Source organism: Fictibacillus barbaricus (genome assembly GCF_031457135.1).
In the GTDB taxonomy this organism is placed as follows: domain Bacteria; phylum Bacillota; class Bacilli; order Bacillales; family Fictibacillaceae; genus Fictibacillus; species Fictibacillus barbaricus_A.
In genome coordinates, this window is sequence record NZ_JAVDWA010000001.1 from 34,083 (window position 1) to 47,816 (window position 13,734).

Annotated in this window: 18 protein-coding genes; 11 read left to right on the plus strand and 7 right to left on the minus strand. The window is 36.7% G+C overall.

What is annotated here, in order from left to right:
* Positions 1 to 210: 210 nt before the first annotated feature.
* The gene (locus tag J2X07_RS00205; RefSeq protein WP_310255411.1) at positions 211 to 1,137 is read left to right on the plus strand and encodes a cation diffusion facilitator family transporter; all 927 of its coding nucleotides are present in this window, start codon (positions 211 to 213) and stop codon (positions 1,135 to 1,137) included.
* A gap of 31 nt (positions 1,138 to 1,168) precedes the next feature.
* On the opposite strand, the gene J2X07_RS00210 is transcribed toward J2X07_RS00205, so the two are convergent.
* Entirely contained in the window at positions 1,169 to 1,495 is a 327-nt protein-coding gene (locus J2X07_RS00210; RefSeq protein WP_310255413.1) for an ArsR/SmtB family transcription factor, read from the minus strand.
* A 146-nt stretch (positions 1,496 to 1,641) separates the two neighbouring features.
* Between J2X07_RS00210 and J2X07_RS00215 the strand changes: the two genes are divergently transcribed.
* The 9 genes from J2X07_RS00215 to J2X07_RS00255 all read left to right on the plus strand — a co-directional run bounded on the left by J2X07_RS00215 (position 1,642) and on the right by J2X07_RS00255 (position 7,765).
* Positions 1,642 to 2,031 (plus strand): YidH family protein, encoded by a 390-nt coding sequence (locus tag J2X07_RS00215; protein ID WP_310255414.1) that lies wholly within the window; start codon positions 1,642 to 1,644, stop codon positions 2,029 to 2,031.
* Positions 2,032 to 2,077: 46 nt separating this feature from the next.
* Positions 2,078 to 2,524: a GNAT family N-acetyltransferase gene (locus J2X07_RS00220; RefSeq protein WP_310255416.1), complete on the plus strand. Its 447-nt coding sequence runs from the start codon at positions 2,078 to 2,080 to the stop codon at positions 2,522 to 2,524.
* Between the two features lie 325 nt (positions 2,525 to 2,849).
* Positions 2,850 to 4,361 carry an FTR1 family iron permease gene (locus tag J2X07_RS00225; RefSeq protein WP_310255418.1) on the plus strand — a complete coding sequence of 504 codons (1,512 nt, stop codon included), beginning with the start codon at positions 2,850 to 2,852 and terminating at the stop codon, positions 4,359 to 4,361.
* Positions 4,351 to 4,746, plus strand: coding sequence for a hypothetical protein (locus J2X07_RS00230; RefSeq protein WP_310255419.1), 396 nt, complete (start codon positions 4,351 to 4,353; stop codon positions 4,744 to 4,746). Before J2X07_RS00225 ends, J2X07_RS00230 begins: the two co-directional genes overlap by 11 nt.
* 152 nt (positions 4,747 to 4,898) lie before the next feature.
* Positions 4,899 to 5,228, plus strand: coding sequence for an ArsR/SmtB family transcription factor (locus J2X07_RS00235; RefSeq protein WP_310255421.1), 330 nt, complete (start codon positions 4,899 to 4,901; stop codon positions 5,226 to 5,228).
* Between the two features lie 100 nt (positions 5,229 to 5,328).
* On the plus strand, positions 5,329 to 5,517 hold the full coding sequence (locus tag J2X07_RS00240) for a hypothetical protein (protein ID WP_310255423.1): 189 nt from the start codon (positions 5,329 to 5,331) through the stop codon (positions 5,515 to 5,517).
* Between the two features lie 18 nt (positions 5,518 to 5,535).
* Positions 5,536 to 6,402 (plus strand): permease, encoded by an 867-nt coding sequence (locus tag J2X07_RS00245; protein WP_310255425.1) that lies wholly within the window; start codon positions 5,536 to 5,538, stop codon positions 6,400 to 6,402.
* 30 nt (positions 6,403 to 6,432) lie between these two features.
* Positions 6,433 to 6,570 carry a hypothetical protein gene (locus J2X07_RS00250; protein WP_310255427.1) on the plus strand — a complete coding sequence of 46 codons (138 nt, stop codon included), beginning with the start codon at positions 6,433 to 6,435 and terminating at the stop codon, positions 6,568 to 6,570.
* 106 nt (positions 6,571 to 6,676) lie between these two features.
* On the plus strand, positions 6,677 to 7,765 hold the full coding sequence (locus tag J2X07_RS00255; RefSeq protein WP_310255429.1) for a M42 family metallopeptidase: 1,089 nt from the start codon (positions 6,677 to 6,679) through the stop codon (positions 7,763 to 7,765).
* A 235-nt stretch (positions 7,766 to 8,000) separates the two neighbouring features.
* Here the strand turns inward: J2X07_RS00255 and J2X07_RS00260 are convergent, their stop codons facing one another.
* Entirely contained in the window at positions 8,001 to 8,285 is a 285-nt protein-coding gene (locus J2X07_RS00260; protein ID WP_310255431.1) for a hypothetical protein, read from the minus strand.
* Positions 8,286 to 8,425: 140 nt separating this feature from the next.
* Between J2X07_RS00260 and J2X07_RS00265 the strand changes: the two genes are divergently transcribed.
* Complete coding sequence (locus J2X07_RS00265) at positions 8,426 to 9,679, plus strand: HAMP domain-containing sensor histidine kinase (protein ID WP_310255433.1); 1,254 nt, start codon at positions 8,426 to 8,428, stop codon at positions 9,677 to 9,679.
* 35 nt (positions 9,680 to 9,714) lie between these two features.
* Here J2X07_RS00265 and J2X07_RS00270 read toward each other — a convergent pair whose 3' ends face one another.
* The 5 genes from J2X07_RS00270 to J2X07_RS00290 form a co-directional block, all read right to left on the minus strand.
* Positions 9,715 to 10,074, minus strand: coding sequence for an SET domain-containing protein (locus J2X07_RS00270; RefSeq protein WP_310255435.1), 360 nt, complete (start codon positions 10,072 to 10,074; stop codon positions 9,715 to 9,717).
* A gap of 383 nt (positions 10,075 to 10,457) precedes the next feature.
* Positions 10,458 to 11,036: a 5' nucleotidase, NT5C type gene (locus tag J2X07_RS00275; protein WP_310255437.1), complete on the minus strand. Its 579-nt coding sequence runs from the start codon at positions 11,034 to 11,036 to the stop codon at positions 10,458 to 10,460.
* An 11-nt stretch (positions 11,037 to 11,047) separates the two neighbouring features.
* Positions 11,048 to 12,139: a bifunctional diaminohydroxyphosphoribosylaminopyrimidine deaminase/5-amino-6-(5-phosphoribosylamino)uracil reductase RibD gene (gene ribD, locus J2X07_RS00280; protein WP_310255439.1), complete on the minus strand. Its 1,092-nt coding sequence runs from the start codon at positions 12,137 to 12,139 to the stop codon at positions 11,048 to 11,050.
* On the minus strand, positions 12,132 to 12,887 hold the full coding sequence (locus J2X07_RS00285; RefSeq protein WP_310255440.1) for a GTP cyclohydrolase II: 756 nt from the start codon (positions 12,885 to 12,887) through the stop codon (positions 12,132 to 12,134). Before J2X07_RS00285 ends, ribD begins: the two co-directional genes overlap by 8 nt.
* A 177-nt stretch (positions 12,888 to 13,064) precedes the next feature.
* Positions 13,065 to 13,715: a DUF2642 domain-containing protein gene (locus J2X07_RS00290; RefSeq protein WP_310255441.1), complete on the minus strand. Its 651-nt coding sequence runs from the start codon at positions 13,713 to 13,715 to the stop codon at positions 13,065 to 13,067.
* Positions 13,716 to 13,734 lie beyond the last annotated feature (19 nt).

A 13,734-nucleotide genomic window follows, 5' to 3' on the forward strand; every position in this document is an offset into this window, starting at 1 on the left:
GGAATCAGCACTGTAAAAAACCAAATTAGCCAATTCAAACATACAGATCGGTTTTCTATCAGTCTTAGTCTTTTATGGATTTAAAGTGAAGGTTTGTGCTAATTCTACTAATGGGAAAAGCCATTTGTATAAGGGTTTGCATGAATAGTTTGCATCTGACATAATATATATGAGCATATATTCATACAATGGATATAAGGGGTGGATATTATGGGGCATTCTCATGATCACAGCCATAGTCATGGCCACGGACATCATCACCATGGAGGGAATAACAAAACAGCACTTAAATGGTCGTTCTTTCTTATCACAGCATTTATGGTTGTTGAAGTAGTTGGAGGAGTATTAACGAACAGTTTAGCTCTTTTATCAGACGCTGGACATATGCTGAGTGATGCGGCTGCACTTGGATTAAGCTTTTTGGCTTTAACATACGGGCAGCGTAAAGCGACTCATTCCAAAACATTCGGCTATAAACGTTTTGAAATTTTAGCGGCGTTTTTAAACGGACTCACACTCCTCGTTATTTCACTTTATATCTTCTGGGAAGCTTATCAGCGTTTAATGGATCCTCCCGAAGTTGTGAGTAAGGGGATGCTGATTATTTCATTCACGGGTTTGTTAGTGAACATCGCTGCGGCATACATCTTGATGAAAGGCGATAAGGACGAAAATTTAAATGTAAGAAGTGCTTTTTTGCATGTGCTAGGTGATATGCTCGGTTCAGTTGGAGCAATCATTGCAGCATTGCTCATCATGTTTTTGGGATGGAGTATCGCTGATCCTATTGCGAGCATTATTGTAGCCATACTAATTATTATAAGCGGCTTTCGAGTGACGAAAGAGTCATTCCATATTTTGATGGAAGGTTCACCTCTTACTATTGATGTACTAAAGGTCAAAGAAGCATTATTGGCGCTTCCAGAAGTGAAGGATGTGCATGACCTCCATGTCTGGTCTATCACTTCCGACTTTCCAGCCCTGAGCTGTCATATCGTGAAAGAATCCAATACAGATTATCAAACGGTACTTAAAGAGGCTAATAAAACTTTGCATGATCAATTCCACATTGAACATACGACGATACAAGTTGATGAAGCAGCGGTAGGCTGCCAAAAAGAAGATCATTGCAATTAAAAAAACGAATCGATTTTAGATTCGTTTTTTTTTACGTATGTTTTGCATGATTTATACTTTGTTTAAGCAAGTCGATTACGTGTTCATCATCCGTAGAATAATACATCGTAGTGCCTTCTCTGCGGAATTTTACTAACCTTACATTTTTCAAAAAACGCAATTGGTGAGAAACTGTTGATTGTAGAAGAGATAAGGTATCGGCGATTTCATTGACAGAATGCTCCCCTTGCAGCAATAAATTTAATATGCGAATCCGGGTTGGATCAGATAGCGCTTTGAAGCATTGGGCTACCATAAAAAGCGTTTCATCGTCCAGGTCATTAAAGGTATTCTTTTTGTTCTGTTGAACTTCTTTCATGGTAACACCTCAATATCATTAGTTTATATTCATTATAAAAGATTCAAAACGGCAGGACAAATAGGTAAGAAATTAGGATGGGGTTGTATTCGCCGTATTTGTTCATGGTATCATTTCATTAGTAATGCATTACGGAGGTCAATCTTATGTTTGTACAAAAAGAAAATCAAACAATCGACTCAAAATATATTCAGCAGCATTTAGCTAACGAACGAACTTATTTAGCATGGATTCGCACTGCCATAGCAATTGTAGGGATCGGATTTGTTATCGTAAACCTTCATTTTACTTTACAAGATAAGTTATCTCATACTGCCGACCTTATCGCGATCACAGTAGGTGCACTAGCATTTTTATTAGGTACATCCACCATTATTCTCTCATCGTATGAATATATGAGAAAAAGATATCAAATCAATCAGCAAACATTTCGTGCCGCAAAAAATCTTATTTTAATTCTATCAGGTTCCCTTGTAGTAAGCTTAATCGTCATGGGAATCTTGTTTATGATTTATCTAATCAATACCGTCGATTAATGGGTGGCAGGTACAAAAGAAAATAAGCAGTTTTGGAGATGAAGATATGAATTTGCGATTTAAAACAGCATCAGAAAAGGAAATTGAAGAAATTTATGAATTCGCCGGTCTTAACCGCAGAGAAGCAACAAATCACGATTCAGAAGATAATAGGCAAAAAATGATTGAAGACTATGAGCATTCCGCAAAATATAATGCCTATTTTGTTTGTCTTATGGCAGAAGATACTTTGCTTGGATGGGTTCAAATTGATAAGGCGTTTGATCATTTAACTGGAGATGAAATCGGCTGGATCAATGACTTGTATGTCAAAGGATCTTACAGAGGAAAAGGGTACTCCAAATTGCTATTGGATGAAGCATTAAAGGAATTCAAAAAAAACGGGTATAGTGATGTAAGGCTAAACGTTTATACACATAACCAGAAAGCAATAAATTTGTATGAAGGAATGGGATTTAAAGACGTTAATAAATTTATGAAAATATCTTTATAGAAGGCTGTTTGCGCAAGTTTCTGTTTTTGTAAGTAGTTGATTTCCCTTCAGATACTCGTTTTTTCGGGGCGTGCGGTGAGTAAAGAGTTCTATAGAAATTGGAAAGAAAAGTGCTTGTGGATTAATTCCACGAGTACTTTTTCTTTTTCTGTTTTTAACGGTCATTTAATGAGCAGATAGCTCTACTTTGTAATCAGGAATTTATGGTATAAAAATGTAATTGACAATCATTATCAATATGCTTATACTTTGAAAGTGGTAATTGAAAATGATTTTCATTATCTTCTAAGGTTTTTTATTTCTTTTGTGAAAAGAGGCGATCGTTTTGTTAAAGAAGGTTCAAATCTTTCTTGTAATTATTCTATTTGGGTTAATCATTTCTCCTTTACATAGCTTTGCAAACGGTAAGGCAACTGAGGATATGACAGAAGCAAATAAATTAGCTGCACAATCACTCCAATTATCGAAAACAGGTGATATGGATGGAGCAGCAAAAACGTTCAAAGAATTTTCAAGTACGTGGCTGTCGATTGAGGATGGTGTTAAAGATCAATCTGCAATCGCATACAAAGAGATTGAAGACGCAATGGGTCAAGTTCAATTTGCATTTGCTCAACAGCCAGTAAAAGCAGCAAATGTAACAAATGGACTAACTTTATTAATGCAGACGAACCAAAAGTTTATCGATGGTAAATTCCCTCCAGGATCAGGAGAAGAAAAGAAAGGTTCAGAGCAAAAAATAAATGTAGCAAGCCTCGTTACTTTGCTGGATCATTCATTAAAAAAAATTGATGAAAATGATATAAATGGAGCAAAAGCTGATATTGAACAGTTTAGAAAATCTTGGTTAGAAGTTGAAGGATCTGTTCTTACACAATCTTCAAAAGTATACTCTAACTCAGAGCGCGATATGGTAACTTCATATGCTTTGCTCAATTCAAACAAAATAGATGAAGCGAAAAAAACCATTAAGGAAATGCGGAATTATTTAGCACCTCTCGCTATGAAATCGAGCTATAACATGATGGATGCTGTAACTATTTTGCTGCGCGAAGGACTTGAAGCTTTATTAGTAATAGTCGCATTGCTAGGATTTTTGAAGAAATCAGGACATGAGGACAAAAAGCAATGGATTTGGATGGGCGTTGGATCAGGCGTTGGTGTGAGTATCATTCTTGGAATAATCGTGAACCTTTTATTTTCGGCAGGAACGTTCGGAAGCAATAATTTCTTAATTGCTGGATGGACTGGAATTTTTGCTGCTGCAATGCTTTTATATATGAGTTATTGGCTGCACAGTAAATCCAGCATCGCTGAATGGCAGCGATACATTCACACAAAGAGTACAAACGCGCTAAATACGGGAAGTTTATTTTCTTTAGCAGCATTATCATTTCTCGCTGTTTTCCGCGAGGGTACAGAAACTGTGTTGTTTTTTATAGGGATGGCAAATTCGATAAAAATGCCGTCGCTCTTAACAGGGATTGGAATAGGAGTCTTAATCCTTATCATTCTGTCTTACTTCATCCTAAAAGTAGGTTTGAGGATTCCAATGCGGCCGTTTTTCTTAGTATCAAGTATTTTAATGTTTTATTTATGCTTTAAATTTGCGGGAATGGGTATTCATGGATTGCAGCTTGCCGGTTTGTTGCCAGTCACACAAATCAGTTCTTTGCCGACAATTGACTTTTTGGCGTTTTATCCAACCGTACAAAGTATCATTCCGCAAGCTTTTCTATTAGTCGTTGCAATAATCGCGGCAGTACTTAACAAAAAGAAAGATATTAATTTAAAAATTCAACTTAGAAAACAGGGGGATCTTCAAAATGCAAACTAAAAAATACATCGTACCTATGGTAATAGCAACTTCTCTTATATTGTCTGCTTGTGGAACAAAAGGTAAAGAGGAATCAACTTCAACAAAAGAAATGACGATTGCTGATGGGTCAAAAGAAATGAAGCAAACGTTAAAAGATCTGAATTCACAGCTTGAAGCAAAAGATGCTGATAAAGTTGCAAAATCAGGTGAGAAATTAGAAGAATCATGGGAAAAATTTGAGGATGAGGTAAAGGATAAAGATGCTAAACTTTACGAAAAAGTAGAAACACCTTTACACACAATTGAAGCGGGAGCAAAATCTGAACCATTGGATGTAGCGACCCTTTCAAAAGCATCGGAAGAATTAAATACAGTATTATCAGAAGTCGAAAAGCTTAAATAAATATAGAAGCCAAAGAGTGTGTAATCATTCTTTGGCTTTTTTGTGATGTAATTGAACGGAATATCAATTTTTTTTGATTTATTAATTGCAAAAAGAAAAATATGGTATATACTGAATATATATCAAATATTATTGATGTAAGGAGCGGTGTAATGAATAAAGAATTACCATTATTAAATGATGCAAATGCGAATATAAACTTTGAAAAATATGAGCAAAAATTTAAGGCGCTGGCAGACCAGCAAAGGCTTCATATCATTCATATCCTTGCAGCAAAAGGCTCAGTCTGTGTATGTGATCTGACACCATTAATCGACATGCCGCAGTCGAAACTTTCTTATCATCTGAAAATACTCCTGGGTGCAGAACTCATTACAAAAGAAAAACGAGGGACATGGAATTACTATTCATTAAATGTGGAAGAAGTAAAAGCCATTTTATCTGATCAGTTATGCTGTGTATTTTTACCGTCATGCTGTTAAAGTGGAGTACTAATAAGTATTTCACTTCGTACAATTCATCAATTTTTTTTGATTAATACATCAAATTATTTTGATGTAAATTCAAAGGAGGAATTTATCAATGAATCTTTATTATTTAGAAAAGATGGGAGAAGCCAAGCAATTGGAGCTGTCTAAAGTTTCAATGGAATCATGGAAACGAAATGGTGTTAAGAAAAAGAACTCGAGTCTCTATTCTGCTTTTAAAAAGTTTCTTACTTTTAAGTGGATGAAGTATTCGGAATTGCGTAAACCTGTTTGCTGTTCATAATTGGGGGAGGTAAAAAGCATGTGGACCGAAACGTTTAAAAGTTTTTTAAGTATCGCCATTGAGCTTACCGTTTTGTTTGTAGTGATATCATTTGCAATTAATCTTGTTCAAGCATATATCCCATATGAAAAAGTAGAGAAATATTTAAGTGGAAAAAACAAAGGAATGGCTGCAGCATTCGCTCTCATTTTCGCTTTCGTCACTCCATTTTGTTCCTGTTCTACAATCCCAGTTGTTGTTAACATGCTGAAGAAAAAGATGCCATTTTCAATTGTGATGATTTTCTTATTTTCTTCACCTATTCTCGATCCGACTATCATAACCATTATGGGAGTCGTTTTAGGGTGGAAGGTGTCGATCATTTATACCGTTATTACCACTGTTTTCTCAGTCATTATCGGATTTGCACTTGAAGCTTTCGGATTTGAAAAGTCTGTAAAAAACGTGATGGTGAAGGGATATGAGGAAGAAACGAAAACATTCAATGTAAAAGCGGCCTTTAATGAGACATTAGCTTTGATGAAAAGTGTATATCCTTATCTGATCAATGGTGCATTAATCGGATCTGTCATTCATGGTCTAGTACCTACCCATTGGATCGCTTCGGCATTTGGAAGCGACAAATGGTGGATCGTACCGATCGCAGCCATTGTAGGCATTCCGCTGTATATCCGGTTATCGAGCATGATACCCATTTCTCAAGTCCTTATAGCGAAAGGGATGGCTCTAGGTCCGGTGATGGCACTCATTATTAGCTCAGCAGGAGCTAGTTTGCCAGAAGTTATCTTGTTAAAGTCTATTTTCAAAAAGGAACTGGTAGTAACTTTTGTGCTTTCAGTAATCATGATGTCTACCATTTCCGGGTTCATTTTTTATCTCGTTTAAATATTTTCTTAGTGAAAGGAGGTGAAGAACATGAGTATTGTGAAAATCCTCTTAGGAAATGAAAAAGAAGATGGATGTTGCGGAGTAGAAATTATAGAAATAGAAAATAAAGATGATGCATGCTGTGAAATTGAAAAAAAGAATGAAAAAAGACCTTGCTGTCCTTAAGTATTCAGTAAATTCGGGAAGCAGTTCCATATTTGGGAGCTGCTATTTTTAATGAATGCATTAAAACCTATTTCAACTCTCATACTAACAAAGTAGGAGGGATAAAATGGATAAAGATTTAGCACTTTTAAAAGAGTTAACGGAAACGTATGGACCGTCTGGATTTGAAGCAAGGATACATAAACTGGTTCGTGATCGGTTATCCCAGAGTACGTCTGACATTGAAACAGACCAGTTAGGAGGGGTCGTGGGAAAAATAGGTTCCCAAGGTCCTAAAATTTTAATAGCTGGCCACTTAGACGAAGTAGGATTAATGGTCACTCACATTACAAAAGAAGGTTTCCTGCGCTTCTTGCCCCTTGGAGGATGGTGGGGACATGTTATGCTTGCACAGCGAGTGAAAGTAATCACTCGTAATGGTGATTTAACAGGTGTCATCGGTTCAAAGGCACCGCATGTTCTTACATTTGACGAAAGAAAGAATGTGTTAGAAACAGATAAAATGTTTATTGACATTGGAGCAACGAGCCGAGAAGAAGCAAAAAGTTTTGGGGTTCAAGTAGGAGATCCCATTTCACCGGTTTGTCCATTTGAGGTCATGCCAAACCCTAAAATGCTATTAGGGAAGGCATTTGATAACAGAGCAGGTTGTTTTGTTGCGATTAGGACGCTTGAAAAGCTGAAAGAGGAAGGATCTCTTCCGAACACCTTATATGCGGGTGCAACTGTACAAGAAGAAGTCGGACTTCGCGGCGCACAGACTTTAGCGAATACGATTAAACCGGATATCGCATTTGCATTAGACGTTGGAGTTGCAGGTGATACACCGGGAATGTCACAGCAAGAAGGGCATTCCGAGTTAGGTAAAGGACCTTTATTAGGGTTCTTTGATGCAACAATGATACCTCATCCGAAGTTAAGGGATTTTGTAGTTGGAATTGCAAAACAGCATCGTATTCCTTTTCAAATTGATATTATGACAGGCGGTGGAACGGATGCAGGTAAGTTCCATCTCGCATATGGCGGAATTCCGACCTTGGTTTTAAGTGTTCCGTCCAGATATATTCACAGCCATGTTTCCATGGTAAATAGAGATGATCTAGACCATGCGATTAAATTGCTTACAGAATGTATTAAAATGCTAGACCAGGAAACAGTCAATCGCATAAAAGAGATGAATGGCAGCATTCATTAGATGGAAACGTGAAAAAGAGAGCTCATGGGCTCTCTTTTTCGTATATTGGGCTAATTTTAAAAGTCTATTTTTACATAATCTCACGAGTTAGAAGCATAATCTCACGAAAATTTTCATAATCTCACGGATTTTTTCATAATCTCATGGATTTTTTAATATACTCGCGAGTCGACAGAATGTGACTTGAAACGGCGTCTTCTACACAAAAATACTTATGAACTAACAATCCAGTGGTTTATTTCACTTTTTCATTTAAATAACGAATGAAACCGTCACGATGACCTTTATGGTCGATGATTTTCCGAACATAATAGGGGTCTTTTAATAACCCTTTTTGTTTATCGAGCAAAATCCATTCTTTAAATTCTGTATCTTGTAATAGCTCGTTATACCATTCTTCTCGATCAAGTTCTTTCCAAAGATCTTCAATATCCGGATCTTTCTTTCCTAGTACATATTTTTGAAACAATTCAATAAAAAGTCCAACCGTTAAAACACATAGAAATAATAATGTCATCATGTTAAGTACCTCCGGCTTAATAAAAGATACCAAATCAATCTAATAAATAGCAATAAAGAAATGTTTAAATAAAAAGTAGTTGTTATCCATTGGCACTAAATGTAAAATTTTTATAATAGGTCATTTGGATGGTGAACGGATTGGAAATTACAAAGCATTTATTGTTCAACCTGTCTTTATTAATGCTATTTATTTTTGTATGTATTGTATGGTCATTAAAGAAAAAGGAATCGCGGATTTCCAAGACAGCTACAGTAGTCTGCGGTATTGCTGCCATGTGGACATGTATTGCTTTTGCATACGAATTAACTGACAATACACGCTTCGATTTAAGAGAAATACCTGTTATTATCGGTGGATTATACGTAGGTATTGGCCCGATATTAGCAATTGCTTCGATTGTGATAAGAGGATTTTATGGCTTAGACTTTGGTTTTTTTATAAATATTTTAATATATGGTCCTTTAGGGCTGCTTTTATGGCGGGTGTATCCTTGGTTCTGGAAGCGGTCTTCGAAGTGCAGGGTAATTATCGCAATCGGAATAACTTTACTATCTAGCTTGGCGACGGTAACCGTTATGGAAATCGTAAATTTAAAGCTGAATCATATTGATGCCTTATTTGCTTTCTTAATCATACCGCCGCTCAGTATGCTCATTATTTCTTGTACCATTGAATTTGTAAGATCTGATCTACATATGAGGCAGCAGCTATTTAAATCTGAAAAGCTAGCGGCCGTTGAACAAATGGGTGCTGCGATATCACATGAAATTAGAAATCCTCTTACGGTTTCTAAAGGGTTTGTCCAATTACTCGAAAAAGAATCAATTTCCGCAGATAAACAGAAAGAGTACCTGAGCTTAATAAAAGAAGGACTCGATTCTGCAGAAAAAGTTATCCAAGATTACTTAACCTTTTCTAAACCATCAATTGATTCGATGGATGAGCTGAACATCCAGCACGAATTAAATCAGATCATCTCATTCCTAATTCCAACAGCCAATCAGCATTCAGTTCTTATCTCAGCTGAATTTATCCCTTCCATTTATGTGCTGGGTGATGGGCAAAAATTTAGCCAGTGTCTATTAAATGTAATGAAGAATGGAATTGAATCCATGCCTGATGGTGGAACTCTCAGTGTTTCAGTGAAAAAGAAAGAAAATAAAGTCATTATAGAAATCAAAGATACTGGAGTCGGGATGACGAAAGAACAAATGAATAAATTAGGTGAGCCCTATTATTCAACAAAAGGGGCAAATGGCACGGGGCTTGGGATGATGGTTGCTTTTAGTGTGATACGGGCGATGAAAGGATCTGTTTATATTACTAGCGAGCTTGGAAAGGGAACCATTTTTTCTTTGCAATTTCCTGCCTTTGAATATGCAGCTAAATAAAAACAGCACGCCTAAGCGCTGCTGTTTCTTTGTTTCTAATCAGCGTCAAACCATAAAGAACCCTGGTCATCCGGATCACCGTTGTAATTGACGAAGATTTCTTCACCTGCTTTGATATTTTTATGTGCATAAAAATCAACTGATTGTGTTTTATAGTTATTTTTAAACCTAGCGTTAGGTTTATAGGAATGATTAAACAATGACCCAAATCCTAGGGCAATGGCAACACCTTCATACCAGTTAAAGTAATAGTTTCGAAGCGCCGTCTTTTTAAGACGTATATATTGATCATCAGGACACTCAATGACAGGAGCTTCATGGAACAGTTCACCTTGACGAATATCTTTTGTTGCAAAAACACCTCTTCCATAACGTGATTCTCTAACCTCTAGCAACTAAAAATCACCGCCATTCTTTTTTTAGTAAGCTTTTTTTCGTATAATTTTTTGCTCTTTGTAAGAGGTTGATTTCCGTTTCAGGATGCTCGCTTTCCACGGGGGGTGCGCTGAGCCCCCTCTGCGCCTTGCGCCATGAGTGGTTTCATCTGTCCCACTAATCCCGCAGGAGTCTCGCACCTTGCACTCCAATCAACTTGGTCCAAAAGCAACAATAATAGCCTTTAAGTAAGGGGGGAAGCCCCCAACATTTTTCGCAGATGGCCATTTACAACATTCCTTATAGTAGAACATCATATGACTGTTCCGGTATAGGAGTTAGTAGCAAATGCCCATCTCATTATGGAAATAGGCAAAGAAAAAACAGCACTTGTGGGGTGCTGTTATTTTTTGTCTTCTTTTTCTTTGATGATATCTTTAAGCTCTGACCAGTTTGTTAGCCGGGGCATCTCGACATGCTGGTTATACGATTGATCTCTTACATACAACTGAACGGATTCATTTGTCAGGGTTTCTAATACATTCGGTTTATCATCAAAATAGAAGTCTAAATTTAACTTTTTAATCGTGTGTATTTTTTCTTCATCTTTCATCCCGCAAAAAAATCTGCCTTCTTGAACAGGGAATCCAGCTTCTTCTACCCATTTTTTTGTGCGTTCACAATATTCTGCAGGTCTAGCTGTAATATAATAGATTTCATGACCTTGTTCATCAAGCTCCTGCAAGAGTTCTAGTGCATCAGGGTATAAGGGGCAGTCTGTAAAATAAATTTCTTCCATTGAGTCACGCCACATTTGATTTCCTTCTGTTGCTGTAAGACCAAATGCTTCATGTATTTCCAATGTTTTAATTTTATGAAAAACATCAAGCGGGACTTCCTTTTTTAAATTTTTGTTGTATATCGAAAATGCATGCTGCCTTAAATTAATGAGTGTGTCATCGATATCAAAACCAAATTTCATGCTTAAAACCTCTAATCTTTATATTTTGGGTAACCTGTAAACTTAAAATCAGGTCCGATTGGGGTTACGGTCATATTAGAAAGTTCGATGGCATTTGCCATTTTATCGATACCAGTTCCCCCGAAAAATGAAGGGGATTCTTTGCCGCCAATTAATTTTGGTGCAACATATAATATCACTTTATCAATTAATCCTTTTTCAAAAAATGAAGCATTTATCGTTCCGCCGCCTTCAATTATAAGGGAAGAGACTAAGTTCTCACCTAGTATGTTAAGTACATCCCGCGGATTCACCTGAGTACGCCCAGCAATAAATACTTTAATACCTAATGATTCTAATTGCTCTTTTTTTAAGGGATCACAGTTCTCGGAAGTGAATATCCAGGTTTCTGCTTTGCGGTCTGTAACGAGTTTTGCGTTCACCGGAATTCTTAAAGAAGAATCTAATACTACTCGAATAGGGTTGCGGCCATTCGGAATTCTAGTTGTGAGTTCAGGGTCATCGTGCAGCACAGTATTTACACCAACCAAAATAGCAGCATTCTCATTTCTAAGCTTATGGACGTCCAGCCGCGCCTCCTCTGAAGTGATCCACTTGCTATTATTGGTATGGCTAGCGACCTTTCCATCAAGAGTGATACCGGACTTAAGCGTAACAAAGGGAACGTTTTCAACAATAAACTTATTAAAAACTTCGTTCATGTGCTGTGATTCCTTTTCAAGAATACCTACTTCAACTTCAATGCCGGCATCCTTTAAGATCTTCACACCATTTCCTGCAACAAGCGGATTGGGATCGAGTGTTGCTACTACAACTTTTTTTATACCAGCTTCAACAATAGCGATCGCACAAGGACCTGTACGTCCATGGTGAGAACACGGCTCCAGCGTTACATAGATTGTACCGCCTTTTGCTTTTTCTCCCGCCATTCGAATAGCATGAATTTCAGCGTGCGGTTCACCAGCTTTTAGATGGGCACCAACACCGACAATACGATTATCATTTACGATTACTGCTCCTACCAACGGATTAGGATCAGTCTGGCCTTTCATTGCTAATGCATTATCTAAAGCTAGCTTCATGTAAAATTCGTGATTACTCATTCGTGAAAATCCCTTCTTCTTGAATGTGTCCCGAACGATTAATTTTAGTTTGCAGATACTTCTCGTTGAATTCAGAAATATCTCCCCAAATAGGTGTTCTTCCTGATACAGGAAGGCCAGACTTCTTAAGTGCTTCTAGTTTTTTTGGATTGTTTGTAATGAGCGTAACCGGTTTTGCGCGAAGAGCTTTTAACACCTCGATGGCATCTTCGTAGTTTCTGGAATCATCCACGAAACCTAAGCTTTCATTAGCTTCTACCGTATCTTGTCCATTTTCTTGAAGAAGATAAGCCATTGCTTTACTGAAAAGACCTATACCTCTTCCTTCGTGATTAGCTAAATAGAACAAAGCACCTGTGCCGTGTTCCACAATCATTTGCATGGATTGCTTAAGCTGGTATCCGCAATCACAGCGTTTGCTTCCAAAAATATCTCCAGTATGGCAAATCGAGTGCATTCGGATCAAGGCATCCTCATTATATTCAAAATCTCCGTACACTAATACGCTGGATTGCTGATATTCTGCTAAATTTGCAGAGGAGAGACGATCAATCACTTCTTCAAAATTATTTGTTTGATCACAGCCTTGAAGCCAGCAATACCATTGAAACACAACTGTTTCTCCGTATAGATTAACTGGGAGGCGAATCGGTCCTACTAAATAAATGTCACCTTCATCTTTTTTGATTAATTTTATTTTATCTTCTAAAACAGAAAGGATTTTTTCTTTTAATCCACTTTGTGTCATCTTGTCGTGCTCCTTTAAGGTTACTCTATTTTTATCATTAGATTTTTTACACCATTTTCTATATTAACATGTTTATTTTATACTAGATGAATTGGATGAAAGAAGTGTTTTGCTCAATATGGAAAAAAAAAGCATGGAAACCCAAATTAGGATTCAATGCTTTTTAAAAATGGGTATTCATGGGAAATGTATGGATTTTATATGATTTTGTTTTATATAAATCGTTTCACAATTAGCATTTATTAATTGAATCATATTGGCATCCACACTCTTAATTAAGCCGATTTTATCGTTATCTTCTCCCATATCAAAAACTACGAGTGTACCAATGGATTTCTTTAATTGCTCTTCAAAAGAGCGGCTCAATGAAGATGTCACGGCAGGTGTATCAGGAAAATGGAAAGGAGTACGATTTTGATCAATTACTCTTAGCCATTTTACATGATTAAGTGGGATGTAAATGTTTTTGTAGATAGGAGAGTAAAAAACAAAATAATCGCTAAGTACTTTTGTGATTATGCCATGAAGTGATTTTTTCCCAACTATGTGAATTTCGGTATTGATTCCAACGGCATTTAACAAAATACCGCGAAAGGATATCTTCTTTTCTTGCATGTCATTTGGTGATTCGAAAGAGGGAGTATGATTTTGATTCTCCTTTTCATCAAGCTTAATTTTCATGACATGCAGCTGTGGAATGTAATAATAATTTTGACCATCATTTACAACTAATATGTCGTTCCCTACATCTGATAAAATACCTTCGATACATTCCCCAGGCATCTTTATTATCATTTTTCTATTTATCATTTGATATAAATCATTCAAACAAATCTTCTCCTATTAA

Bases quoted from the DNA above. Each gene is read 5' to 3' on its own strand.
- J2X07_RS00250 (WP_310255427.1), top strand. From the start codon at position 6,433: ATGAGTATTGTGAAAATCCTCTTAGGAAATGAAAAAGAAGATGGATGT.
- J2X07_RS00240 (WP_310255423.1), top strand. From the start codon at position 5,329: ATGAATCTTTATTATTTAGAAAAGATGGGAGAAGCCAAGCAATTGGAG.
- J2X07_RS00275 (WP_310255437.1), bottom strand. From the start codon at position 11,036: ATGAAATTTGGTTTTGATATCGATGACACACTCATTAATTTAAGGCAG.
- J2X07_RS00205 (WP_310255411.1), top strand. From the start codon at position 211: ATGGGGCATTCTCATGATCACAGCCATAGTCATGGCCACGGACATCAT.
- J2X07_RS00260 (WP_310255431.1), bottom strand. From the start codon at position 8,285: ATGATGACATTATTATTTCTATGTGTTTTAACGGTTGGACTTTTTATT.
- J2X07_RS00215 (WP_310255414.1), top strand. From the start codon at position 1,642: ATGTTTGTACAAAAAGAAAATCAAACAATCGACTCAAAATATATTCAG.
- J2X07_RS00235 (WP_310255421.1), top strand. From the start codon at position 4,899: ATGAATAAAGAATTACCATTATTAAATGATGCAAATGCGAATATAAAC.
- J2X07_RS00285 (WP_310255440.1), bottom strand. From the start codon at position 12,887: ATGACACAAAGTGGATTAAAAGAAAAAATCCTTTCTGTTTTAGAAGAT.
- J2X07_RS00230 (WP_310255419.1), top strand. From the start codon at position 4,351: ATGCAAACTAAAAAATACATCGTACCTATGGTAATAGCAACTTCTCTT.
- J2X07_RS00210 (WP_310255413.1), bottom strand. From the start codon at position 1,495: ATGAAAGAAGTTCAACAGAACAAAAAGAATACCTTTAATGACCTGGAC.
- J2X07_RS00245 (WP_310255425.1), top strand. From the start codon at position 5,536: ATGTGGACCGAAACGTTTAAAAGTTTTTTAAGTATCGCCATTGAGCTT.
- J2X07_RS00220 (WP_310255416.1), top strand. From the start codon at position 2,078: ATGAATTTGCGATTTAAAACAGCATCAGAAAAGGAAATTGAAGAAATT.
- ribD (WP_310255439.1), bottom strand. From the start codon at position 12,139: ATGAGTAATCACGAATTTTACATGAAGCTAGCTTTAGATAATGCATTA.
- J2X07_RS00255 (WP_310255429.1), top strand. From the start codon at position 6,677: ATGGATAAAGATTTAGCACTTTTAAAAGAGTTAACGGAAACGTATGGA.